Source organism: Enterococcus raffinosus, from assembly GCF_001886185.1.
GTDB lineage: Bacteria > Bacillota > Bacilli > Lactobacillales > Enterococcaceae > Enterococcus_A > Enterococcus_A raffinosus.
Map to the genome: position 1 here is coordinate 172,782 of NZ_JXLA01000001.1, position 22,642 is coordinate 195,423.

The window sequence follows — 22,642 nt, forward strand, 5'->3', positions numbered from 1 at the left end:
ATATATTCCATCAAATAAGTCGTGCGTAGTATGATTGGCAAAGTAAAAAAAGCCAGCCGATTTCTCGACTGACCTGTGGACACATTTACGGTCACATGCTAGAAATTTTCAAGCTTACATTCGGTGAAATCTCAATGTAGCCTTGGAATTAAATGCTATTAGATCAACAATCCTAGAATTGATTCACCTGTATATTATTCCCACTCTGTTTTCAACGTAAAGTGTATAAAACAGAATGCGATACTATCAAGGGAGTTAAAACAATATACAGAACAGTAAAACACTATAAATAAAAATAAAAGTGCAATAAAAGTGCAATTTTTGCACCTAATCATACTCTGTTTATATATGAAAACTAGATTCTGAATCCAATATTTGGTTAACGAGAGGCGTTCGAATTTGAACGTCTTTTATATATTACTTTCAAATAAATATGAGGTAGAATACTATCTATTTTCTTTTTAACCCAATTGTTATAATGGAGAGTGTAAAATATTTTGTGTAAATAGAAAAAAGGAAGTCCCTTCTGTAGAATAGAGTTACCACAACACATTCACAGAAGAGAGGACTTCCCTATGAACGATTTTACTACAGAAATTCTAAAGACTCTAGCGAACAAAGGCGATTTGAATGAATTATTCCGTGTCCATTTGGAGAAAGCAGTCAATACGCTTCTCAAAACGGAGTTAACGGCTTTCCTAGATTACGAAAAGTATGATCGCATTGGTTTTAACACGGGTAATTCTCGTAACGGCTCCTATGACCGTACGGTCAAGACCGAGTATGGGGAACTTCATCTCCAGATTCCGCGCGACCGCAATGGTGAGTTCAAGCAACAGACTGTTCCTGCTTATAGACGGACGAATGACACGTTAGAGGAGACCGTCATTCACCTCTTCCGAAAAGGTATTACCATGTCGGAAATCGCAGACTTGATTGAGAAAATGTATGGGCATTACTACACGCCCCAAACCATGTCCAATATAACAAAATCATTTACAGAAGAGGTAACGGCGTTTAAAGGGCGGGAGCTTCATGACCGTTATGCTGCTATTTATATGGACGCAACGTATATTCCGTTAAAGCGGAAAACCGTCGCCAAGGAAGCTATTCATATCGCAGTTGGCATTCGCCCGGACGGATCAAAGGAAGTATTGAGCTATGCGATTGCACCGACTGAATCCATCACGATTTGGGAGGAAATTTTATTGGACCTTCAAGAGCGCGGTTTGAAAAATGTCCTCCTGTTCATCACGGATGGCTTAAAGGGGATGGTAGGAGCGATTAGTCGGTTCTATCCCAAAGCTCGTTTTCAACATTGTTGTGTACACGTTTCCCGTAATATCAGTCACAAAGTGCGTGTCGATGATCGTAAGGAAGTCTGTGATGATTTTAAAATGGTGTATCAAGCCTCATCTAAAGAGGTGGCGTTGGAAGCACGTGGTGCTTTTGCGGAAAAAAGGAAAACCAGCTATCCAAAAGTGGTTGAATCGATTCTTTCGAACGATCACTTGCTCACTTTCTATGATTTCCCCTTGGCCATACGCAAGAGTATTTATTCTACGAACTTGATTGAATCCTTTAATAAGCAAATCAAGAAATACAGCCACCGCAAGGAACAGTTCCAAAACGAAGAGTCGATGGAACGTTTCTTAGTCTCGTCTTTTGATACTTACAACCAAAAATTCCTAGGTCGCAGTCATAAAGGCTTTCAACAGGCCGAAGGCGAACTTGAACAAATGCTAAGCCAACTGATTGAGAATTAGAAACAATCTGCAGTAGGGAAGAATCATTTACACAAAATTATTGACGCTCCCTTATAATGAGAACTTTTACTAACATAATTTATGATAAACTTACTATATAATCATATTAATTAAATAGTTAGGAGATCTGCTTATGTTTATATCTACTCTTCAAATTCGAAATTTTAGAAATTATGAATCCGAAATCTTTCGATTCGATAATGAGACAAATACTATTATAGGTGAGAATGATTCAGGGAAAACCAATGCTCTTACTGCATTGAGAATCTTATTAGATGATAGTTATTACTATAGTAGTAAAACACTGAAAGAATCAGATTTTTTTCATGGAATTCAAAATGGGTGGCAAGGGCATTGGATTATTATCTCTGCGACATTTGAAGGAATCAGCGAAGAAGAATTTGACAATGAGATTTGTGCTTCCATTTCTTTAAATTCTGAAAGTCAAACAATCTTAGAAGAATTGATTTCAAATGCAGATAAAGGTGTAGGTAGTATTTCTCTATTTATTAGACCTAACAAAGCTATTAGAAAGCAATTATTTGATATTTCCACTGAATTAGACTCTCATCAATTTAACGAATTTAGAAATTCTATTCGTCTATCCGACTATGAATTTTACTACACATCTAAATCAAATCTAAATTTCTGTATCAATGAAAATTATGATAAATTGGTAGGAAGACTCAATGACAATATAGCTAGTAATCCTGAAGAAGACGATGAAGCTCTTTTGGGCTCAAGAATTGACATGTCAGATATTTTCAAGCATATTTCGGTTGTTTATGTTGACGCTCTTCGAGATGTTCTTAGAGAAATGAAAAACAATCGAAACCCTGTCAAAAGAATCATGGAAACAATTGAATCAAAAATATCATCAGATAATGTTGAGTCATTAAAAACAATTATACAGCAATTAAATGAGACTATTACCAGTGTTCCTGAAATTAGGAAAATTGGCGAAAATATTAATCGGCAACTAAATAGCATAATTGGTTCAGTGTATTCTCCTAATCTTCTTCTTTCCTCAACTATGTCAGATGATATGGGTTCTTTAGCAAAATTTCTTTCAATGAAGCCAGAACAAAATATCGACTTAGACTTACTAGGGTTAGGACATCTAAATATGATTTATTTAGCTTTGAAAATAGTCGAATTTGAAGCGTGTCGTTCAAGAGAACTACTTAATATTATGTTGATTGAAGAACCAGAAGCTCATATTCATCATCATATTCAAAAAACTCTGTTCGAAGGATTAAATCTTCAAAAAAACTATACTCAGATTCTCATGACCACACATTCTGTACATTTAGCTGAAGTGTCTGAAATATCTCGGATGAATGTATTAAAATCGTTTAATGGCAAATCTATCGTTATGAATCCAGCAAATAATCTGAACTCATTTGCTAAAGAAAAGTTAAAAAAGAACAATCTAAATCTAATAAACGCAGTAGAGAGATATTTAGATGTTAAAAGAAATGGATTGCTTTTTTCTAAAGGTGTTATCTTAGTTGAAGGAGATGCTGAAGAAATACTTATTCCTCAAATAGTAAAAAAATTATTTGGTATAAACTTAGACGAACTTGGAATAGGTTTGATTAATGTTGGTAGTACTTCGTTTGAATATATCGCTAGCTTGTTTGACGATGATAGAATACAGAGAAAGTGTGCTATTGTAACTGATTTAGATGAACAGGCAATCCCATCAGAACATCGATTGTATAAAAGCACTGCACAAGAGAAAGGTCAAGCAAGAAAAGAAAAATTATCCTCCCTTTTTAATGAAAACAATTGGGTTAATTGTTTTTATGCTAATACAACATTTGAAATTGAGTTTTTAGATGTGAATAAAGAAAATATTCTAACTTATGTCAGTCCAATTATAGATGACGCATTCAAAGATAAAAAAACAATAACTGCTTATAAAGAAGAAATACAAAGTGAACAATATTTAGAAAGAAATTTAGCGATGTTAAAACTAGCCAATCATGTTGGTAAGGGGTGGTTTGCAATTGAGTTAGGTGAAAAAATTGACTTTTTAATCAAAATTCCTAAGTATATTCTTAATGCTATTGCTTTTGCATGTCAGGAAATAGTAGATCTCTCAATTTATAAAAAAATTCTACTCCATACAATCGACTTGTACGAGGAAACTACAGAATTGTCAGCTTTATCAGCTAGTTTAAAAACAAGTGATACAGCTGATTTGAATATAGCAATAATTTCTTTATTAGAGTACTTTGGTAAAGATGAGGATGTTGTGTATCTAATCAATCAGATAGAAAATTACACAAAAATACTTTATGCTGAGGTTTCAAAATGACAAATATCTTCGAAAAAATCGTAAATGATTTAAATTTAGAACAAAAAGATGTTGTGGAAAGTGAAGATAACCTTTATGTAAATGCATGTCCTGGGAGTGGGAAAACAAGGGTACTTACAAGGAAAATTGCTTACCAAGCAATTAAACACGATGGATCACTAAAAAGAATAATTGCTATCACATACACTAATAGAGCTGCTGAAGAAATTAAGGAACGCCTAAGTTTACTTAGTATAGATGATGATATTAATATTTGGGTGGGGACAATACATCAGTTTTGTCTTGAATTTATTATTTATCCTTTTAAAATGAATCTCTCAAGAGTATCAAAAGGATTTACAATTATTGATGATTATACTCAAAGAGCTTACGTCAGCCAAATTAATAATATGCTGAATTTAAATCTCAAAACGTATGAACTGAACAAAATTGATTTGTCACTTTCTCATGATTTTAAAATTAATGAAGTTCAGTATACTCAAGTTTCTGAAATGTATCACACTATGTTGGAAAAAAATAAAGAAATTGATTTTGATATGATTTTACTAGTAGCGTATAAAATTTTAACTGTAAACAGTAACGTTGCACGTAATATTGCTAGTAATATAAGGGCGATTTATGTGGATGAATTTCAAGATACTAGAGAATTACAATACAATGTAATAGCTAAATTACTTCAAAACAACCCTCAAATTCAGTCAATGTTTGTTGGAGATATTGACCAAGCAATTTATGGATCATTAGATGGTATAGCTAAATCAGTTGAAGAACTAGAAATGCTAACTAGTCACACTTTTCAATCAAAGACGCTACATGGCTGTTACAGGTCTAATCAGAGATTAGTAGACTTCTACTCTAATTTTCAGAGTTGTCCTTACGAGATTGAAAGCAGAGGGAATAATAAAAACGACCGTGGTTTTATAAGTTATGATTGCAAAGTTACTAAGGAGGATTTACCCAACATAATAAAAAATATAATAAAGGAAAAGATTGAAAGCGGCATTCATGAAAAAGATATTTGTGTACTTGCTCCTCAACACTATCCTCTGTTTTCACTGGGTGAGTATTTAAAGAAAGAATTACCGTATTGCAATTTTGATGCTATAAATATATCACCAATTAAGGTAAATAATCATAGTTTATTTTTCAAGTTAGCAATTTTGTACTTTACTGAATCAGGTGAAAAGGTTCGAAGAAGAAAGCTAATTGCAAACGATATTTTAATTATATTAAAAAATGAATTTGGAATAGAAGTTAAAGATTATTTTATTGACTTAGATTTATTACAGCTAATAAACAGTGTGAAAAGAATGTATAGTGGAGACGACAACGGTGTTGATTTATACAAATTTGTTACCAAACATATATTTGTTAATCTTAATATTGACGAGAAAAATTACCCGTCTATTTTTAAGCACTATCTATTTTTTATTAACGAAGTAGAAGATCGGATAAAAAATAATTCATTATCTAGTAGTGTATCTAGTTTTAAGAAGATGTTTAAATCTCGAGATGGTATCACACTTACTACAGCACATAAAGTTAAAGGAAATGAGTATGATACTGTTATCGCTATTAATCTTCTAAACGGGAAAATTCCTCATTGGAATGAAATTTTTAATGTTTCTGATAAAGGAATTAGTTCAGCGAGAAAACTACTATACGTAATTTGTTCAAGAGCAAAAAATAATTTATTTCTTTTCTCAGAGGTGGGTTATTTTACGAGTAAAGGAGACTTGCTTTATCCCACTCAATTATTAGATAAAATAGAATTTGATTATAATATTTAAAATACCTAGGTAGTCGTTGTTTTAAATATAGTAGGAATCGGACGCTCAGTACGGAGCGTCTATTTTTTTACCCAATTTTGAAAGGAAGTGAACTTATGAAAATAAAAAATCAAGAATCAAAAGGTCGCTCTCCCCCCTTTAAAACCATCACACAAATAAGATTCATTCAAACATAAAAACAGAAAGGATAGGTAAAAATATGGAACTTAAATATGTCATTCCCAATATGGAAAAAACATTTGGACAATTAGAATATGCTGGTGAAGGGAACATTGAACAACGTCGAATAAATGGCAGACCAACCATTCTCTCTCGTAGTTACAATTTATACTCAACGATTCAACGAGCAGATGATATTGTTGTCATTCTTCCCTCCGAAGCTGGCGAGAAACATTTTGAATCCGACGAAAAAGTCAAACTCATCAACCCACATATTACCGCAGAAGGTTATAAAATTGGCAATCGAGGATTTACCAATTACATTATGCACGCAGACGATATGGTAAAAGCATAAGAAAGGAAAGGTGAAAAAATATGAGATTAGCAGAAGGTATTGTGATTGAAAAAGACCAGACATTTGGCACATTGAAATTTTCCGCCTTGCGTCGTGAGGTTCGTATCCAGAATGAAGATGGTACGGTTTCCGAAGAAATTAAAGAACGTACCTATGACTTAAAATCAAAAGGACAAGGACGCATGATACAAGTCAGTATCCCCGCTTCTGTTCCTTTGAAAGAATTTGACTACAACGCAGAAGTGGAATTAATCAATCCTGTGGCAGATACCGTAGCGACGGCTACTTTTCGAGGGGCAGACGTTGATTGGTACGTGAAAGCAGACGATCTTGTATTAAAAGGACAGACAAAACCTCATCAGAAATATAAAAAAGAAGCGTCCGAAAGTGAAAAATAGGTGTTGCTTATGACAAACACACCATTGATTTTGAAAGAAATTCCGAAAGATGAAGCCATTTCTTTTATTCGGCAATACCATTATTCAAAGATACTCCCTAGATTGTGTAAATACTTTCTAGGGATTTTTTCAGAAGAAAAATTATTAGGCGTTGTGGAATTAGGCTGGGGTACGCAACCCCTACAAACCATACGCAAACTCTTTCCCGACAGTTCCCTTCAAACCACAGATTATTTAGAAATTGGAAAGATGTGTTTTCTTCCAGAAATGAATCAAACCAATTATTTTGGCAGTCAAGCTCTTTCAGCTCTAATTAAGTGGTTGAAAGAACATACGGACTGTCATTTTTTATATACACTGGCAGATGGAATTGAGGGAAAATGTGGCTATGTCTATCAAGCGTCCAACTTCTTTTACTGCGGGTATTTCAAGACAAGTGTCTATCGTGATAAGCAGTCATGGGAAAAGATACACCCTCGAAGTGCTCGCCTTTTATTAGAGGAAAATGCTCGCTTTGAACAGGTAGAGAAAAAGCATTGGCTTTCCCAGGCATTTTGCGAATACAAAGGGATTGAGAAAATCAATGGACGCATGTTTCGCTATCTCTATCCGTTGACAAAAGAAGCGAAAAAACTGTTAGGACACACTCTCTATCGACGTCATTATTATCCGAAAGAAAAAAATTTACGCTTTGAAAAGCGAATCGCTTATCAGAAATATGAAGCCATTTCTCAACCAACTTTTGATAAACAGGCTCGTATCTACAATACACAATTATTTTGATAGGTGGAAAGGAGGATTTTTATGCCATTGCTTCATGACAGAGGAGAGCGAATCAAAGCCAACGATAAGCACTTGGTCTATCATTTTGTACTAATTTCATTGCTGGTAGTTTTTCTAGTCGTCCTACTCCCTTTTCATTGGAGAGCGTTACAATCGGTGAACTGGCAAGCAGTTCAGTTAGATACATTTTTCTATCAACTTCATACGCCATACTTTTGGAGCAGTATTCTCACTGCTCTTTTTGTATGCGGACTTATCAGCTGGCTTTATTATCACTATCGTATAGATTCTATAAAACAGTTAGAGCACCGTCAAAAGTTAGCTCGTATGATTTTAGAAAATCATTGGTATGAAGCCGAAGAAACTCAATCAGAGGGATTCTTTAAAGATTTACCCAGCAAGAAAACCAAACAACGAATCCGCCATTTTCCTAAAATATATTATCGAATGAAAGATGGACTAATCCATATTCATGTAGAAATCACCTTAGGGAAATATCAAGATCAGCTTTTGCACCTAGAAAACAAACTAGAAACAGGATTGTATTGTGAATTAGTGGAAAAAACGTTGAAAGATTCTTATGTAGAGTATGTCCTACTTTATGATACTATTGGCAATCGAATTGGCATTGAAGACGTGGTAGCTCAAGATGGACGTGTCAAATTGATGGAATCGGTCTATTGGGAGTTCGATTCTCTCCCTCACATGTTAATTGCTGGGGGCACTGGTAGTGGAAAATCCTATTTTATTCTCACATTGATTGAATCTCTCCTGCATACAAATGCAAAGCTTTATATTCTTGACCCTAAAAATGCTGATTTGGCAGACTTAGGGGCGGTCATGAATAATGTCTATTACCGTAAAGAAGATATGTTGGCATGTATCAATCAATTTTACGAAGATATGATTGATCGCAGTGAAACCATGAAACAACACCCTAACTATAAAACAGGAGAAAATTATGCTTATCTTGGTTTGTCTGCCAATTTTCTTATTTTTGATGAATATGTGGCAATGATGGATATGCTAGGTCGTGAAAGTACCACCGTTATTCATAAACTCAAACAAATTGTAATGTTAGGACGACAAGCAGGCTTCTTTTTAATTCTTGCCTGTCAACGTCCAGACGCAAAATATTTTAGTGATGGGATTCGGGACAACTTTAACTTCCGTGTGGCTTTGGGTCGTATGTCTGAAATGGGCTTTGGTATGATGTTCGGAAGCGATACACAAAAACAATTTTTCTTAAAACCCATCAAGGGAAGAGGTTACGTGGATACAGGAAAAAGTGTGATTAGTGAGTTTTATACACCCCTTGTACCAAAAAGGTACGATTTCTTAGGAGAAATAGGAAAAGTCATTCAAAAAAAGCAATCTGAGCCTGTACCGCACGAAGTGAAAGGTACAGGTTCAGACTTGCTTTGACTGGTGTGGCGTTAGCCACGCCAATCCTTTAGCCCCCTCTATCTAACAGGGGGGCACAAATACAACTGAAAACAGGCAATTCTCATCAACCAATGTTGATGGTACAAAGGATTGCGGAAAATATGAAAGGTGTAAACTCAAGGGTCATAGTTTACATCTTTTTTAGATTGGAGGTTTGCGAATGGAAAACGAAAAAATTTGGATTAAGGAATTGAAAGAAAAGCGACTGGCTTATGGCGTTTCTCAAAATAAACTGGCGGTTGCTTCTCATATTACCAGACCTTACCTATCGGATATTGAAACAGGCAAGGCAGTCCCTACTCAACAGGTGAAAGAAGATTTACTGAACGCTTTGGAACGCTTCAATCCCGATAACCCATTGGAGATGTTATTCGACTATGTACGGATTCGATTCCCTACCAATGATGTGGTTCAAATTATCGGTGAGGTTTTACGTTTGAATATGGATTATATGCTACACGAAGACTTTGGCTATTATTCTTATCCCGAACACTATCGTTTCGGTGATATTGTTGTCCTAGTCTCTCATGATGTAAGTAAAGGTGTTTTATTAGAACTGAAAGGAAAAGGCTGTCGGCAATTTGAAAACTTTCTATTGGCTCAACATCGGAGCTGGTATGATTTCTTTCAAGATTGCATGGAACATAAAGGTATTTTCAAACGCTTGGATTTAGCTATCAACGATAAAACAGGGATTTTGAATATTCCAGATTTGGCAAAGAAATGTAAACAGGAAGAATGCATTTCCGTCTTTCGAAGCTTTAAAAATTATCGCAGTGGTGAATTGGTTCACCGTGATGAAAAACCATACATGGGAAACACACTTTATATTGGCTCATTAAAAAGTGAAGTCTATTTCTGTATATATGAGAAAGATTATGAGCAATACGTGAAAAATGATGTTCCCTTAGAAGACGCAGAAGTAAAGAATCGGTTTGAAATTCGGTTAAAAAATGACCGAGCCACCCAAGCCATGAAAGATTTATTGGCACATCAACAGGCGGAAAAAACAGCCTTTGAAATTATCAATCGCTATATCCGCTTTGCAGATAAAGACGACACTAAACGTCGGAGTGATTGGAAAACTAATGAACGTTGGGAATGGTTTATCGGTAAAAATCGTGGAGCATTACGCCTAACCACACAGCCAGAGCCTTATTCTTTTGAACGAACATTGAACTGGTTACATCATCAAGTCGCCCCTACATTAAAAATCGCAAGCATTTTAGATGTTCTCAACGGTACAACCATTATCTCCACCATGATTCAGGAAGCCAAACTGACAGAAAAACATGAGAAATTAATTGAACAACAACATCTAGCCATGGAGGATTTGATTACATGAGCCTTTTAACAAAAGAATTAAAGAAGTTAGGGTTTCAGTGTGGCATTGAGTTTCAAGCGTATATACAAAATACAGGGAAATATACGTCTCTCATTATTGAGGGAAAACGGCAAGCTGGTGATACCATCTATACCTATGATTTTTACAAGGTGAGATTTTATAATAATTATACCAATCGAGTAACCGTCTATGGAGAGCATTTAACCCCTTTTCAATTATTAAGGCGTGTAAAAAGCTATATCTATTATCGAGAAAAATATCTTAAGGAAAGGAGGACAATCACATGAATTTTGGGCAGAATTTGTACAACTGGTTCTTGGATAATGCACAGTCATTGGTATTGTTAGCGATTGTTGTCATTGGACTGTTTTTAGGTTTTAAACGAGAATTTTCAAAACTCATTGGCTTCTTGATTATTGCTCTAATCGCCGTCGGACTTGTGTTCAATGCAGCTGGCGTGAAAGATGTGTTATTAAACTTATTTAACCGAATCATTGGTGCTTAACAGATATTTTTCATGATAAAATAGGAAGTATATATTTTGTTATGAAAGGATTTATGAATATGTTTACAAATGATCAATTTAAATCTCTTTTAATTAAAACATTAGAAAGAAAGAGCTCTTCAAATTATTATGAAGGAGGTAACGAGATTGTTTCTAAAATGAAAATATCAGAGGTAACTTTAGATGAGACTGACGATTTTACTTATTATAAAGGATATAAAAAGGGCTGGAATACGCTTTGCACATATCTTAAAATAAGAGTTCCTTTTGATGATTTAGACTTTTTTGAAAGTCATAAAGATTTGATTACCCAGACAGCAAGCTCCATATATGATAAACAAGGTGATAATGTATTAGTGGATACTATTTTAGTACCACTTCCAGAGAATTACGAAGTAATTAACTTTAGTCAGTTGAAAATTAGTGATGTGGTTTCACAAGCTATTGAAGACGCTGAGTCTTTTATGAGTAATGGTGAATATCAACGTGCCTTTGACAGAGTTCACACTGCTTTTCATGGATATTTAATTGAAATACTAAAAAAATATGAAATTACAGTTCCTAGAGACGAAAATCTATCTAAATTATATAGTAGGATACAACAATTAATTGAAAAAGAAATTCAACCTACTGAACTTGCTGATATAGTGAAGACAACGATAAGGTCATCAAATGGAATGATTAGCTCTCTTAATGAAGCAAGAAATAGGCATTCACTTGCACACCCTAATACAAATATTATTGGAAAGAGAGAAGCAAAACTAATAATAGGTATTTCAAGTACAGTTACAGATTATATTAGCGGATACCTTGATAAGTAGCGTCATTAACTGATTGCTACTTTTTTTATGACTATTTTTATAAAAAGGATGTGATAAGAATTGGAAATGAAAGTCTATGTGGCAAATTTAGGACGGTATAATGAAGGTGAATTAGTCGGAGCATGGTTTACTCCACCAATTGATGAGGAAGAAATGGCAGAAAGAATCGGTTTAAATGAGGACTACGAAGAATATGCAATACATGATTTTGAGCTTCCTTTTGATGTGGACGAATACACGCCGATTAGTGAAATCAACCGTCTATGTGAAGCCATTCAAGAAATCGAAGGTACACCTATTTATAATGAACTCAAAGAAATTCAAGGCATGTGGTTTAGTAGCTTGGAAGAATTACTGGAAAACAAAGAGGATATTCATTGTTATAGTGATTGTGATTCGATGGAAGATGTCGCCCGTTATTACGTGGAAGAAACAGGACAGCTTGGTGAAGTCCCTTCCAATTTACAAAATTATATTGACTACCAATCTTTGGGACGTGATATGGAAATAGAGGGTAATTACCTAGTTACCTCTCATGGGGTATTTGAATATTGTCAGTAAGTTTAACAATCCGTGTTATAATTAAATTAATAAATAGCACGGAGAGGTATAAATTATGGTAAATGTATTTGAAAATCTTAAACTATTAAAACTAGACATGAAAGATAAAGGCTGGGTGATAGATTCCTTTTACTTTCGTTACAAACAGCAAAATTATATTGTACTTGTTAAGCTATTTGAAAAAGAGGAAAAAGTTCCAGAATATGCTCTGTTAAAACTAGAATTTTTAAAGGAAAACGATTTTTCAGATATGCTAGCTGTCTATGCTAATTCGGTAAAATTATATACAGACACGAAAACAATAAGAGAATATTTTGGTATCGAATACAGTAGTAACTTGGGAGATGTTTTATTTCAATTTAGCCAAACTCTTGCTCGATTTATTCCGACAGAAGTTAGTGAGAAGAAAAATGAAGACCAAAAAGAAGCCATGTGTTTCTCATTAAGTCAAAGTGATTCAGAAGATCCCAGAAAAAAATATTGTTTTTCAGTTAGAAGAAATCCTTTAAAGGGAAATGGTGAGCTGGGAAAACGAAGTCCTTTTAATGACAATAAAACGAGATTGTATAGACCCAGCTTATATGAACGATTAGGGTCAGATACCAATTTAAGTTTCAGATATTCAATGAATCCAGATGATGAAGAAACTGATGAAGGTATTATTGCAAAATGGACAAAAAATAAAATTGAATAGTTAAAGCATTGAAAGAGCAATCACCTATTTTGATTGTTCTTTTTCTATTTTTACGGAAAGGACGTGAAGACATGAAAAAAATAAGAAGTTACACCAGTATTTGGTCAGTAGAAAAAGTGATTTATGCGATTAATGATTTACAACTCCCTTTCCCAATTACCTTTACGCAAATGACATGGTTTATCGTTTCTTTGTTTGTCGTCATACTCTTTGGCAGTTTACCACCACTTTCTCTGATTGACGGAGCACTACTCAAATACTTAGGGATTCCCATTGTTCTCACTGGGTTCATGTGCCAAAAGACCTTTGACGGAAAGAAACCCTATGGATTTCTAAAGTCTATCATTACCTATGCTCTACGCCCTAAAGTAACCTACGCTGGCAAACAAATACGATTAAAAAAAGAAACAATGAATGAATCGATTACGATTGTAAGGAGTGAACAACTAGATGGCATATCCGATTAAATATATGGAAGATAATCTCGTATTTAATCATGATGGCGAAGTATTCGCTTATTATGAATTAATTCCCTATAATTACAGTTTTTTAAGTTCCGATGAAAAAATTCAAGTTCATGATAATTTCTGTCAATTGATTGCCCAAAATCGTGATGGCAAGATTCATGCTCTGCAACTAGCAACCGAATCAAGTATTCGAGCCACACAGGAACAATCGAAAAAAGAAATCACTGGACGATTAAAAGAGATAGCTTACGAAAAAATAGATGAACAGACCGAAGCGTTAATTTCTATGATTGGTGACAATCAAGTAGACTATCGCTTTTTTATTGGTTTTAAACTCTACCTCAATGAACAGGAAGTATCCGTAAAAAATGTTGGGAAAGAAATTCAAAAAGCATTTGCGGAATTCTTTCATGGTGTGAATCACAAATTAATGGGCGATTTTGTTTCTATGCCTATGGCGGAAATCGAACGCTTTTCTAAGATGGAACAGTTGTTAGAAAGTAAATTATCCAGACGCTTTCAGATTCGTAAATTGGAGAAAGATGATTTTGGTTATATTATTGAACATCTTTACGGGCAAACAGGTGTCCCTTTTGATGACTACGACTACCATTTACCGAAAAGATACGAAGATAAAAAAGTGTTGGTAAAGAAATACGATATTCTCAAACCCACTCGCTGTTTAATCGAAGAAAATCAACGCTATTTACGGATTGAACAGGAAGATACCACTACTTATGTGGCGTATTTTACAATTAATAGTATTGTTGGTGAATTGGATTTCCCTAATAGTGAAATTTTTTATTACCAGCAACAGCAGTTTACTTTCCCCGTTGATACCAGTATGAATGTTGAAATTGTCGCCAATAAAAAAGCCTTATCTACCGTTCGCAATAAAAAGAAAGAACTGAAAGATTTAGATAGCCACGCATGGGAAAGCGACAACGAAACCAGTACTAATGTGGTGGACGCTTTAGAATCTGTCGATGAATTAGAAAGTAATTTAGACCAAACCAAAGAATCTATGTACAAACTAAGCTATGTGGTACGGGTATCGGCAAAGAATTTGGACGAGCTGAAACAACGTTGTGATGAAGTAAAAGATTTTTATGATGATCTGTCTATCAAATTAGTACGACCTTTTGGCGATATGCTAGGCTTGCATAATGAATTTATTCCCTCAAGCAAGCGATATATCAATGACTATATTCAATATGTCACGTCGGATTTTTTGGCTGGTCTTGGTTTCGGTGCTACACAAATGATTGGTGAAAATTCTGGTATTTACGTCGGTTACAATCTCGATACAGGCAGAAATATTTATCTCCAACCTAGCCTTGCAAGTCAAGGAATTAAAGGCTCTGTAACAAATGCATTAGCGTCCGCTTTTATTGGTTCATTAGGTGGCGGAAAATCATTCTCTAACAATATGCTGGTCTATTATTCAGTACTCTTTGGCGGACAGGCAACCATTGTTGACCCAAAAGCTGAACGTGGTGAATGGAAAGAAACCTTACCTGATATTGCCCATGAAATCAATATTGTTAATCTCACGAGTGAGAACGACAATAAAGGGTTACTTGACCCTTATGTGATTTTAAAACTCCCGAAAGATTCAGAAAGCCTTGCCATTGATATTCTCACGTTCTTAACAGGTATTTCCAGCCGAGATAGCGAGAAGTTTCCTGTCCTGCGTAAAGCTATTCGGAGTGTAACTCAAAGCAAACAACGAGGGTTGTTATTGGTGATTGATGAATTGCGAAAAGAAGATACGCCCATCAGCAATAGTATTGCTGACCATATCGAAAGCTTTGTCGATTATGATTTTGCCCATCTGTTATTCAGTGATGGCAGTGTCACCCAATCCATTAGCTTGGAAAAACAACTCAATATTATTCAAGTGGCAGATTTGGTCTTACCCGATTCCAATAGCTCTTTTGAAGAATACACTACCATGGAATTATTAAGTGTGGCAATGCTGATTGTCATTAGTACCTTTGCTTTAGACTTTATCCACTCTGACCGTTCCATTTTTAAAATTGTTGACCTTGATGAGGCTTGGAGTTTTTTACAAGTGGCACAAGGAAAAGCTCTATCTATGCGATTGGTTCGAGCAGGACGTGCCATGAATGCAGGGGTCTATTTCGTTACTCAAAACGCGGACGATTTACTAGATGAAAAGATGAAGAATAATATTGGCTTGAAATTTGCCTTTCGTTCCACTGACCTAGTGGAAATCAAAAAGACCTTAGAATTTTTTGGTGTGGACAAGGAAGATGAAAACAATCAGAAACGCTTACGTGAATTAGAAAATGGACAATGTTTAGTTTCAGACATCTATGGTCGTGTAGGGGTTATGCAGTTTCACCCGATTTTTGAAGAGTTGCTTCATGCCTTTGATACCAGACCGCCTGTGCGAAATGAGGTGGAAGAATGACACAAAAACAAAAGAAATTTCTTCACTATAGTTGGATAACGCTCCTTTGTGTGGGCGTTATTTTACTTTTATTAGGCACGCTGGGCAATGCAGTACAAGCGACAGGCTTAGTTGATGAAACCATTGATACAAGCAATGAATACTCCAAGTATGGTTTGAATCAATATCAGCTTGATTATTATGTGGACAATAGCTGGGGCTGGCTTCCATGGAATTGGAGTGATGGCATAGGACAATCGGTGATGTATGGATTGTATGCCATTACTAATTTTATTTGGACAATTTCTCTTTATCTATCGAACGCCACAGGTTATTTGGTGAAAGAAGCCTATGCCTTAGATTTCATTAGTCAAACATCCCAAGCAATTGGCGAAAACATGCAGACGATTGCAGGCATTACACCGAATGGCTTTTCCAGTTCAGGGTTTTATGTCGGTTTCCTCCTTCTTTTTATTCTCATTGTTGGAATCTATGTTGCCTATACAGGATTGGTTAAGCGAGAAACGACGAAAGTGATACGAGCTGTTTTAAACTTTGTCGTGGTGTTTATTCTATCGGCTTCCTTTATTGCGTATGCACCCGATTATATTGCGAAAATCAATGATTTTTCCAAAGATGTCAGTACCGCCAGTCTGAATATTGGGACAAAAATTGTTCTTCCTAACACGGATAGTCAAGGGAAAGACAGTGTGGACATGATACGTGACAGCTTATTCTCTGTTCAAGTAAAGCAACCATGGCTATTGCTTCAATATGGCTCCACTGATGTAGAAGCGTTAGGGGAAGAACGTGTGGAAAGTTTATTGTCTACCAGTCCAGATACAAACAATGGTGAAGATAGAGAAAATGTAGTGATTGAAGAAATTGAAGATCATGACAATACCTATTTAACCCTACCGAAGACGATTTCCAGATTAGGAACAGTCTTCTTTTTGTTTGTATTCAATATTGGTATCTCGATTTTTGTTTTCCTTCTAACAGGAATCATGATTTTTTCGCAAGTGCTATTTATTATTTTCGCTATGTTTTTGCCAATCAGTTTCCTATTAAGTATGTTGCCGAGTTTTGATGGCATGGGCAGGCATGCCATTACCAAGTTATTTAATGTGATTATGACAAGGGCTGGTATTACCTTGATTATTACCGTTGCCTTTAGTATTTCCACTATGCTTTATTCGCTGTCAGCAAGTTCTCCCTTTTTCATGATTATGTTTTTACAAATTGTGACCTTTGCAGGGATTTATTTTAAACTGGGCGATTTAATGAGCCTATTCTCTTTACAAAGCAACGACTCTCAAAACATGGGCAGACAAGTGTTTCGCAGACCTCGTCAAATGATGAATCGACAAACCAGAAGATTTCAACGCAGTATGAGTAAGATTTTTCGTGGAAAAGCAGGGTCAACGAAGCAAAAGACAATGACAACAAAGCAGAATCAAACCAATAAAGCTAACCATACTCGTCAAAATGAACGGACTACACCAAAGAAAGAAACAGCACTTTCCAATGTGAAAAAGCAACAAGGCGGTATCGGGCAACGATTAGGTGAAAAGACAGCCCATGTATTGGACACGAAAAATCGTCTAGTCAATAAAAGAAAGCAGGCAAAACAACAGATACAGGCGACACCAACCCATGTCAAATATGCCCTTCATCAAGGAAAAGAGAATGTCACTCATAATGTAACAGACTTTAAACAATCTATGGCAGATACCAAAGCTCAACGCAAACAACAGCGTATGAACCAGCAGGAGCAAAAACGAAAGAACATTGCTCAAAAGCGTTTGGAGCTGGATAAAGCAAAAGAAAAAAGACGAAAAGAAAACCCATCATCTCCTGTTCAGAATAACCAGCAGCATGTTCGCAAGCGTCAGCAAACCGTCACGCCTGTTTTGTCACAAAACACTAAACGTGAAAATCATCAGCGACCATTGAAAAAAGAGCAAAAACAAAAGACACCACCGAAGCAATTCAATCAGAGGAAGCTAAATAAAAGAACGGATAAGCGAGGACAACAAACATGAAGCTAAAAATAACAGTGATTTGTAGTGTGGTCTTCTCTCTCTTCTTTTTTCTCTTATTATTCCTAGTCATTTTCTTTGCAGATGATACGGACAGTGGCGAAAACAACAAGGATTCTTCTATTCCAGAAGGCGGTGTGACCGTTTCACCAGAAGTGTTGGCACACCGTCCGTTGATTGAAAAATATGGTAAGGAATATGGGATTGAAGACTATGTTTCTTATATCTTAGCCATTATGCAAGTGGAATCGGGCGGTACAGCAGAAGATGTTATGCAAAGTTCCGAATCTTTGGGTTTACCGCCCAACAGTTTGAGTACCGAAGAGTCCATCAAACAAGGGGTTAAATATTTCAGTGAATTATTAACCAGTGCAGAACAACAAGGAGTGGATATAGATTCTGTTATCCAATCTTATAATTATGGCGGTGGCTTTTTAAATTATGTGAGGAGTCATGGGAAAAAATATACCTATGAATTAGCCGAACAGTTTTCTAAAGAGAAGTCGGGTGGTCAAAAAGCAGACTATCCCAATCCCATAGCCATACCTGTGAATGGTGGTTGGCGATATAACTATGGAAATCAGTTTTATGTTCAGTTGGTTTCACAATACCTAACCGACACTTCCCCAACAGAATTTGATGATGAAACCGTGCAAGTCATTATGGACGAAGCCTTGAAATACGAAGGGTTTCCCTATGTCTTTGGAGGGGCGTCGCCTACCACCTCTTTTGATTGTAGTGGCTTAATACAATGGGTGTATGACAAAGCTGGCATTTCTCTCCCTCGTGTCGCCCAAGATCAGTATGACGCTACGCAAGAAATCTCTATGGAAGAAGCCCAAGCAGGCGACCTTATCTTCTTTCATTCAACCTATAATGCAGGCACATATGTGACTCATGTGGCGATATATTTAGAGGGAAATCGCTTTTATCATGCAGGCGACCCAATCGGTTATGGCGACTTAAGCAGTCGTTATTGGCAAGACCATCTGATTGGGGCTAGACGTGTTATTCATAACTAAGAAAGGAATGAATCAAATGATTATAAAAATCGAGCGAAAAGAAAAGAAGGAGAAACCAAAGAAATCTAAAAAACCGAGCAAGCAAAGAAAAGTTCCGATGATTAAAGTTGGCACGCATAAGAAATTAACCTTTGTTTTATGGGTTTTATTGATTGGTAGTGTCGGATTTGGAATCTATAAAAATTTTACTGCCATTGACACTCATACTGTCCGTGAAACAGAAATCATTAAACAGCAGATTGTCGATACCAACCAAGTAGAAAGTTTTGTGAAATCCTTTGCGAAAGACTACTTTTCGTGGCAACAATCCCAAGAAGCCATTGATAAACGAAATGAGAAATTGACCCATTATTTGACGGAAGAATTGCAGGTATTAAATGAAGAAATGATTCGTAAGGATATTCCTACTAGTTCTAGTGTGAACGATATACAGGTGTGGCAGGTTTCTCAAGTGAATGAGAACACCTTTGAGGTACTGTTTTCTGTTGAACAAGTTATTACCGAAGACAAAGACAAGGAAACTATATCGTCTAGCTTTCATGTGGTTGTCCATATAGATGAATCAGATAATATGGTTATTATCAAAAATCCGACAATGAGTAAGAAACCTCAAAAATCGGACTACCAACCCAAACAGCTAGAAAGTGACCATACAGTAGATACAGAAACGATGGACGAAATCATTAGCTTTTTAGAAACGTTCTTCCAGCTCTATCCTACCGCCACAGAAAAAGAATTGACTTACTATGTAAGTAATCATGTGTTACCTATGATTAACAAGGAATATGTTTTCGAGGAATTGGTGAATCCTATCTTTACCAGAAAAGATAACCAAGTAATCGTGAATGTCGCTGTGAAATATTTAGATCAAGAAACAAAGGCAACCCAAATCTCGCAATTTGAGTTGATATTAGAAAAACAAGATAATTGGAAGATTGTAAAATAACAAATATTGGTACATGATTACAGATACTTTGTAATCATGTACTCTTTTTGATAAAAAATTGGAGATTCCTTTACAAATATGCTCTTACGTGCTATTATTTAAGTGACTATTTAAAAGGAGTTAATAAATATGCGGCAAGGTATTCTTAAATAAACTGTCAATTTGATAGCGGGAACAAATAATTAGATGTCCTTTTTTAGGAGGGCTTAGTTTTTTGTACCCAGTTTAAGAATACCTTTATCATGTGATTCTAAAGTATCCAGAGAATATCTGTATGCTTTGTATACCTATGGTTATGCATAAAAATCCCAGTGATAAAAGTATTTATCACTGGGATTTTTATGCCCTTTTGGGTTTTTGAATGGAGGAAAATCACATGAAAATTATTAATATTGGAGTTTTAGCTCATGTTGATGCAGGAAAAACTACCTTAACAGAAAGCTTATTATATAACAGTGGAGCGATTACAGAATTAGGAAGCGTGGACAAAGGTACAACGAGGACGGATAATACGCTTTTAGAACGTCAGAGAGGAATTACAATTCAGACAGGAATAACCTCTTTTCAGTGGGAAAATACGAAGGTGAACATCATAGACACGCCAGGACATATGGATTTCTTAGCAGAAGTATATCGTTCATTATCAGTTTTAGATGGGGCAATTCTACTGATTTCTGCAAAAGATGGCGTACAAGCACAAACTCGTATATTATTTCATGCACTTAGGAAAATGGGGATTCCCACAATCTTTTTTATCAATAAGATTGACCAAAATGGAATTGATTTATCAACGGTTTATCAGGATATTAAAGAGAAACTTTCTGCCGAAATTGTAATCAAACAGAAGGTAGAACTGTATCCTAATATGTGTGTGACGAACTTTACCGAATCTGAACAATGGGATACGGTAATAGAGGGAAACGATGACCTTTTAGAGAAATATATGTCCGGTAAATCATTAGAAGCATTGGAACTCGAACAAGAGGAAAGCATAAGATTTCAGAATTGTTCTCTGTTCCCTCTTTATCATGGAAGTGCAAAAAGTAATATAGGGATTGATAACCTTATAGAAGTTATTACTAATAAATTTTATTCATCAACACATCGAGGTCCGTCTGAACTTTGCGGAAATGTTTTCAAAATTGAATATACAAAAAAAAGACAACGTCTTGCATATATACGCCTTTATAGTGGAGTACTACATTTACGAGATTCGGTTAGAGTATCAGAAAAAGAAAAAATAAAAGTTACAGAAATGTATACTTCAATAAATGGTGAATTATGTAAGATTGATAGAGCTTATTCTGGAGAAATTGTTATTTTGCAAAATGAGTTTTTGAAGTTAAATAGTGTTCTTGGAGATACAAAACTATTGCCACAGAGAAAAAAGATTGAAAATCCGCACCCTCTACTACAAACAACTGTTGAACCGAGTAAACCTGAACAGAGAGAAATGTTGCTTGATGCCCTTTTGGAAATCTCAGATAGTGATCCGCTTCTACGATATTACGTGGATTCTACGACACATGAAATTATACTTTCTTTCTTAGGGAAAGTACAAATGGAAGTGATTAGTGCACTGTTGCAAGAAAAGTATCATGTGGAGATAGAACTAAAAGAGCCTACAGTCATTTATATGGAGAGACCGTTAAAAAATGCAGAATATACCATTCACATCGAAGTGCCGCCAAATCCTTTCTGGGCTTCCATTGGTTTATCTGTATCACCGCTTCCGTTGGGAAGTGGAATGCAGTATGAGAGCTCGGTTTCTCTTGGATACTTAAATCAATCATTTCAAAATGCAGTTATGGAAGGGATACGCTATGGTTGCGAACAAGGATTATATGGTTGGAATGTGACGGATTGTAAAATCTGTTTTAAGTACGGTTTATACTATAGCCCTGTTAGTACTCCAGCAGATTTTCGGATGCTTACTCCTATTGTACTGGAGCAAGCCTTTAGAAAAGCTGGAACAGAATTGTTAGAGCCATATCTTAGTTTTAAAGTTTATGCACCACAGGAATATCTTTCACGGGCATATAACGATGCTCCCAAATATTGTGCAAATATCGTAAATACTCAACTGAAAAATAATGAGGTCATTATTATTGGAGAAATTCCTGCTCGATGTATTCAAGATTATCGCAATGATTTAACTTTTTTTACAAATGGGCTTAGTGTTTGTTTAGCAGAGCTAAAAGGATATCAGGTTACCACTGGCGAACCTGTTTGCCAGACCCGTCGTCTAAATAGTCGGATAGATAAAGTAAGATATATGTTCAATAAAATAACTTAGTGCGTTTTATGTTGTTATATAAATATGGTTTCTTATTAAATAAGATGAAATATTCTTTAATATAGATTTGAATTAAAGTGGAAAGGAGGAGATTGTTATTATAAACTACAAGTGGATATTGTGTCCTATTTGTGGAAATAAAACAAGACTACGAATACGAGTGGATACTATACTTAAAAATTTCCCTTTATACTGCCCCAAATGTAAGAACGAAACTTTAATTAATGTTCAAAAAATGAATATAATAACAATCAAAGAGCCAGACGCCAAGACGCAGAGCCGATAATTTGAGAAATGAAACTCTCATCTTATCGGCTCTTTTTGTTTATCTGAATTTTACTGACTAGCCTTCAATATTTCTTGCTTCATTGATACCTTTTGCTAGTGCTTCCATTAAGGATAGTTCTTTGTCTGTAAAGCTATCCATGTATTTTTCTACCTGTAACCTTCGAGTGCTTTTAATCAAATTATCTGTAGGTGAGCTAATTTCATAATTCGCTTTTATAA

General features: G+C 35.5%; 20 protein-coding genes and 2 pseudogenes. 21 read left to right on the forward strand and 1 reads right to left on the reverse strand.

What is annotated here, in order from left to right:
* Nucleotides 1–575: 575 nt before the first annotated feature.
* The 21 genes and pseudogenes from RV13_RS00820 to RV13_RS00920 all read left to right on the forward strand — a co-directional run bounded on the left by RV13_RS00820 (nucleotide 576) and on the right by RV13_RS00920 (nucleotide 22,421).
* Entirely contained in the window at nucleotides 576–1,766 is a 1,191-nt protein-coding gene (locus RV13_RS00820; RefSeq protein WP_000997693.1) for an IS256-like element ISLgar5 family transposase, read from the forward strand.
* A gap of 133 nt (nucleotides 1,767–1,899) precedes the next feature.
* On the forward strand, nucleotides 1,900–4,089 hold the full coding sequence (locus RV13_RS00825; RefSeq protein ID WP_000470931.1) for an ATP-dependent nuclease: 2,190 nt from the start codon (nucleotides 1,900–1,902) through the stop codon (nucleotides 4,087–4,089).
* A complete protein-coding gene (locus RV13_RS00830; protein WP_000181735.1) occupies nucleotides 4,086–5,879 on the forward strand; it encodes an ATP-dependent helicase in 1,794 nt (597 codons plus the stop codon). The genes RV13_RS00825 and RV13_RS00830 overlap by 4 nt, the downstream gene beginning before the upstream one ends.
* A 199-nt stretch (nucleotides 5,880–6,078) precedes the next feature.
* Nucleotides 6,079–6,393: a YdcP family protein gene (locus RV13_RS00835; protein WP_000421279.1), complete on the forward strand. Its 315-nt coding sequence runs from the start codon at nucleotides 6,079–6,081 to the stop codon at nucleotides 6,391–6,393.
* Nucleotides 6,394–6,413: 20 nt separating this feature from the next.
* Nucleotides 6,414–6,791 (forward strand): YdcP family protein, encoded by a 378-nt coding sequence (locus RV13_RS00840; RefSeq protein ID WP_001234191.1) that lies wholly within the window; start codon nucleotides 6,414–6,416, stop codon nucleotides 6,789–6,791.
* Nucleotides 6,792–6,800: 9 nt separating this feature from the next.
* Nucleotides 6,801–7,574 carry a Mom family adenine methylcarbamoylation protein gene (locus RV13_RS00845; RefSeq protein WP_000185761.1) on the forward strand — a complete coding sequence of 258 codons (774 nt, stop codon included), beginning with the start codon at nucleotides 6,801–6,803 and terminating at the stop codon, nucleotides 7,572–7,574.
* A gap of 21 nt (nucleotides 7,575–7,595) precedes the next feature.
* A complete protein-coding gene (locus RV13_RS00850) occupies nucleotides 7,596–8,999 on the forward strand; it encodes an FtsK/SpoIIIE domain-containing protein (protein WP_001130244.1) in 1,404 nt (467 codons plus the stop codon).
* A gap of 181 nt (nucleotides 9,000–9,180) precedes the next feature.
* Entirely contained in the window at nucleotides 9,181–10,365 is a 1,185-nt protein-coding gene (gene mobT / locus RV13_RS00855) for a MobT family relaxase (RefSeq protein ID WP_060789584.1), read from the forward strand.
* A complete protein-coding gene (locus tag RV13_RS00860; RefSeq protein WP_000055376.1) occupies nucleotides 10,362–10,652 on the forward strand; it encodes a hypothetical protein in 291 nt (96 codons plus the stop codon). Before mobT ends, RV13_RS00860 begins: the two co-directional genes overlap by 4 nt.
* Nucleotides 10,649–10,870, forward strand: a complete 222-nt coding sequence (locus RV13_RS00865) for a hypothetical protein (protein WP_001009054.1) — start codon at nucleotides 10,649–10,651, stop codon at nucleotides 10,868–10,870. The genes RV13_RS00860 and RV13_RS00865 overlap by 4 nt, the downstream gene beginning before the upstream one ends.
* Nucleotides 10,871–10,929: 59 nt before the next feature.
* On the forward strand, nucleotides 10,930–11,691 hold the full coding sequence (locus RV13_RS00870) for an abortive infection family protein (RefSeq protein WP_001565981.1): 762 nt from the start codon (nucleotides 10,930–10,932) through the stop codon (nucleotides 11,689–11,691).
* 66 nt (nucleotides 11,692–11,757) lie between these two features.
* Nucleotides 11,758–12,252, forward strand: coding sequence for an antirestriction protein ArdA (locus RV13_RS00875; protein WP_000870467.1), 495 nt, complete (start codon nucleotides 11,758–11,760; stop codon nucleotides 12,250–12,252).
* Between the two features lie 55 nt (nucleotides 12,253–12,307).
* Nucleotides 12,308–12,946 carry a DUF6037 family protein gene (locus RV13_RS00880; RefSeq protein WP_000248477.1) on the forward strand — a complete coding sequence of 213 codons (639 nt, stop codon included), beginning with the start codon at nucleotides 12,308–12,310 and terminating at the stop codon, nucleotides 12,944–12,946.
* Between the two features lie 71 nt (nucleotides 12,947–13,017).
* Nucleotides 13,018–13,413, forward strand: a complete 396-nt coding sequence (locus RV13_RS00885) for a conjugal transfer protein (RefSeq protein WP_000723887.1) — start codon at nucleotides 13,018–13,020, stop codon at nucleotides 13,411–13,413.
* A complete protein-coding gene (gene tcpF / locus RV13_RS00890) occupies nucleotides 13,397–15,850 on the forward strand; it encodes a conjugal transfer ATPase TcpF (protein ID WP_000331165.1) in 2,454 nt (817 codons plus the stop codon). The genes RV13_RS00885 and tcpF overlap by 17 nt, the downstream gene beginning before the upstream one ends.
* Nucleotides 15,847–17,874, forward strand: a complete 2,028-nt coding sequence (locus RV13_RS00895) for a CD3337/EF1877 family mobilome membrane protein (protein ID WP_000192392.1) — start codon at nucleotides 15,847–15,849, stop codon at nucleotides 17,872–17,874. The genes tcpF and RV13_RS00895 overlap by 4 nt, the downstream gene beginning before the upstream one ends.
* Entirely contained in the window at nucleotides 17,871–18,893 is a 1,023-nt protein-coding gene (locus RV13_RS00900) for a bifunctional lytic transglycosylase/C40 family peptidase (protein WP_000768372.1), read from the forward strand. The genes RV13_RS00895 and RV13_RS00900 overlap by 4 nt, the downstream gene beginning before the upstream one ends.
* 16 nt (nucleotides 18,894–18,909) lie before the next feature.
* Nucleotides 18,910–19,839, forward strand: a complete 930-nt coding sequence (locus tag RV13_RS00905; RefSeq protein ID WP_000584386.1) for a conjugal transfer protein — start codon at nucleotides 18,910–18,912, stop codon at nucleotides 19,837–19,839.
* Nucleotides 19,840–20,152: 313 nt separating this feature from the next.
* Nucleotides 20,153–20,200, forward strand: a pseudogene (locus RV13_RS21630) (hypothetical protein); the annotation flags it as partial.
* Nucleotides 20,201–20,215: 15 nt separating this feature from the next.
* Complete coding sequence (tet(M), locus tag RV13_RS00915; protein WP_000691737.1) at nucleotides 20,216–22,135, forward strand: tetracycline resistance ribosomal protection protein Tet(M); 1,920 nt, start codon at nucleotides 20,216–20,218, stop codon at nucleotides 22,133–22,135.
* Between the two features lie 118 nt (nucleotides 22,136–22,253).
* Nucleotides 22,254–22,421: a cysteine-rich KTR domain-containing protein gene (locus tag RV13_RS00920; protein WP_001803271.1), complete on the forward strand. Its 168-nt coding sequence runs from the start codon at nucleotides 22,254–22,256 to the stop codon at nucleotides 22,419–22,421.
* A gap of 57 nt (nucleotides 22,422–22,478) precedes the next feature.
* Here the strand turns inward: RV13_RS00920 and RV13_RS00925 are convergent.
* A pseudogene (locus RV13_RS00925) lies at nucleotides 22,479–22,642 on the reverse strand (hypothetical protein); the annotation flags it as partial.

Bases quoted from the DNA above. Each gene is read 5' to 3' on its own strand.
- RV13_RS00820 (WP_000997693.1), top strand. From the start codon at position 576: ATGAACGATTTTACTACAGAAATTCTAAAGACTCTAGCGAACAAAGGC.
- RV13_RS00825 (WP_000470931.1), top strand. From the start codon at position 1,900: ATGTTTATATCTACTCTTCAAATTCGAAATTTTAGAAATTATGAATCC.
- RV13_RS00830 (WP_000181735.1), top strand. From the start codon at position 4,086: ATGACAAATATCTTCGAAAAAATCGTAAATGATTTAAATTTAGAACAA.
- RV13_RS00835 (WP_000421279.1), top strand. From the start codon at position 6,079: ATGGAACTTAAATATGTCATTCCCAATATGGAAAAAACATTTGGACAA.
- RV13_RS00840 (WP_001234191.1), top strand. From the start codon at position 6,414: ATGAGATTAGCAGAAGGTATTGTGATTGAAAAAGACCAGACATTTGGC.
- RV13_RS00845 (WP_000185761.1), top strand. From the start codon at position 6,801: ATGACAAACACACCATTGATTTTGAAAGAAATTCCGAAAGATGAAGCC.
- RV13_RS00850 (WP_001130244.1), top strand. From the start codon at position 7,596: ATGCCATTGCTTCATGACAGAGGAGAGCGAATCAAAGCCAACGATAAG.
- mobT (WP_060789584.1), top strand. From the start codon at position 9,181: ATGGAAAACGAAAAAATTTGGATTAAGGAATTGAAAGAAAAGCGACTG.
- RV13_RS00860 (WP_000055376.1), top strand. From the start codon at position 10,362: ATGAGCCTTTTAACAAAAGAATTAAAGAAGTTAGGGTTTCAGTGTGGC.
- RV13_RS00865 (WP_001009054.1), top strand. From the start codon at position 10,649: ATGAATTTTGGGCAGAATTTGTACAACTGGTTCTTGGATAATGCACAG.
- RV13_RS00870 (WP_001565981.1), top strand. From the start codon at position 10,930: ATGTTTACAAATGATCAATTTAAATCTCTTTTAATTAAAACATTAGAA.
- RV13_RS00875 (WP_000870467.1), top strand. From the start codon at position 11,758: ATGAAAGTCTATGTGGCAAATTTAGGACGGTATAATGAAGGTGAATTA.
- RV13_RS00880 (WP_000248477.1), top strand. From the start codon at position 12,308: ATGGTAAATGTATTTGAAAATCTTAAACTATTAAAACTAGACATGAAA.
- RV13_RS00885 (WP_000723887.1), top strand. From the start codon at position 13,018: ATGAAAAAAATAAGAAGTTACACCAGTATTTGGTCAGTAGAAAAAGTG.
- tcpF (WP_000331165.1), top strand. From the start codon at position 13,397: ATGGCATATCCGATTAAATATATGGAAGATAATCTCGTATTTAATCAT.
- RV13_RS00895 (WP_000192392.1), top strand. From the start codon at position 15,847: ATGACACAAAAACAAAAGAAATTTCTTCACTATAGTTGGATAACGCTC.
- RV13_RS00900 (WP_000768372.1), top strand. From the start codon at position 17,871: ATGAAGCTAAAAATAACAGTGATTTGTAGTGTGGTCTTCTCTCTCTTC.
- RV13_RS00905 (WP_000584386.1), top strand. From the start codon at position 18,910: ATGATTATAAAAATCGAGCGAAAAGAAAAGAAGGAGAAACCAAAGAAA.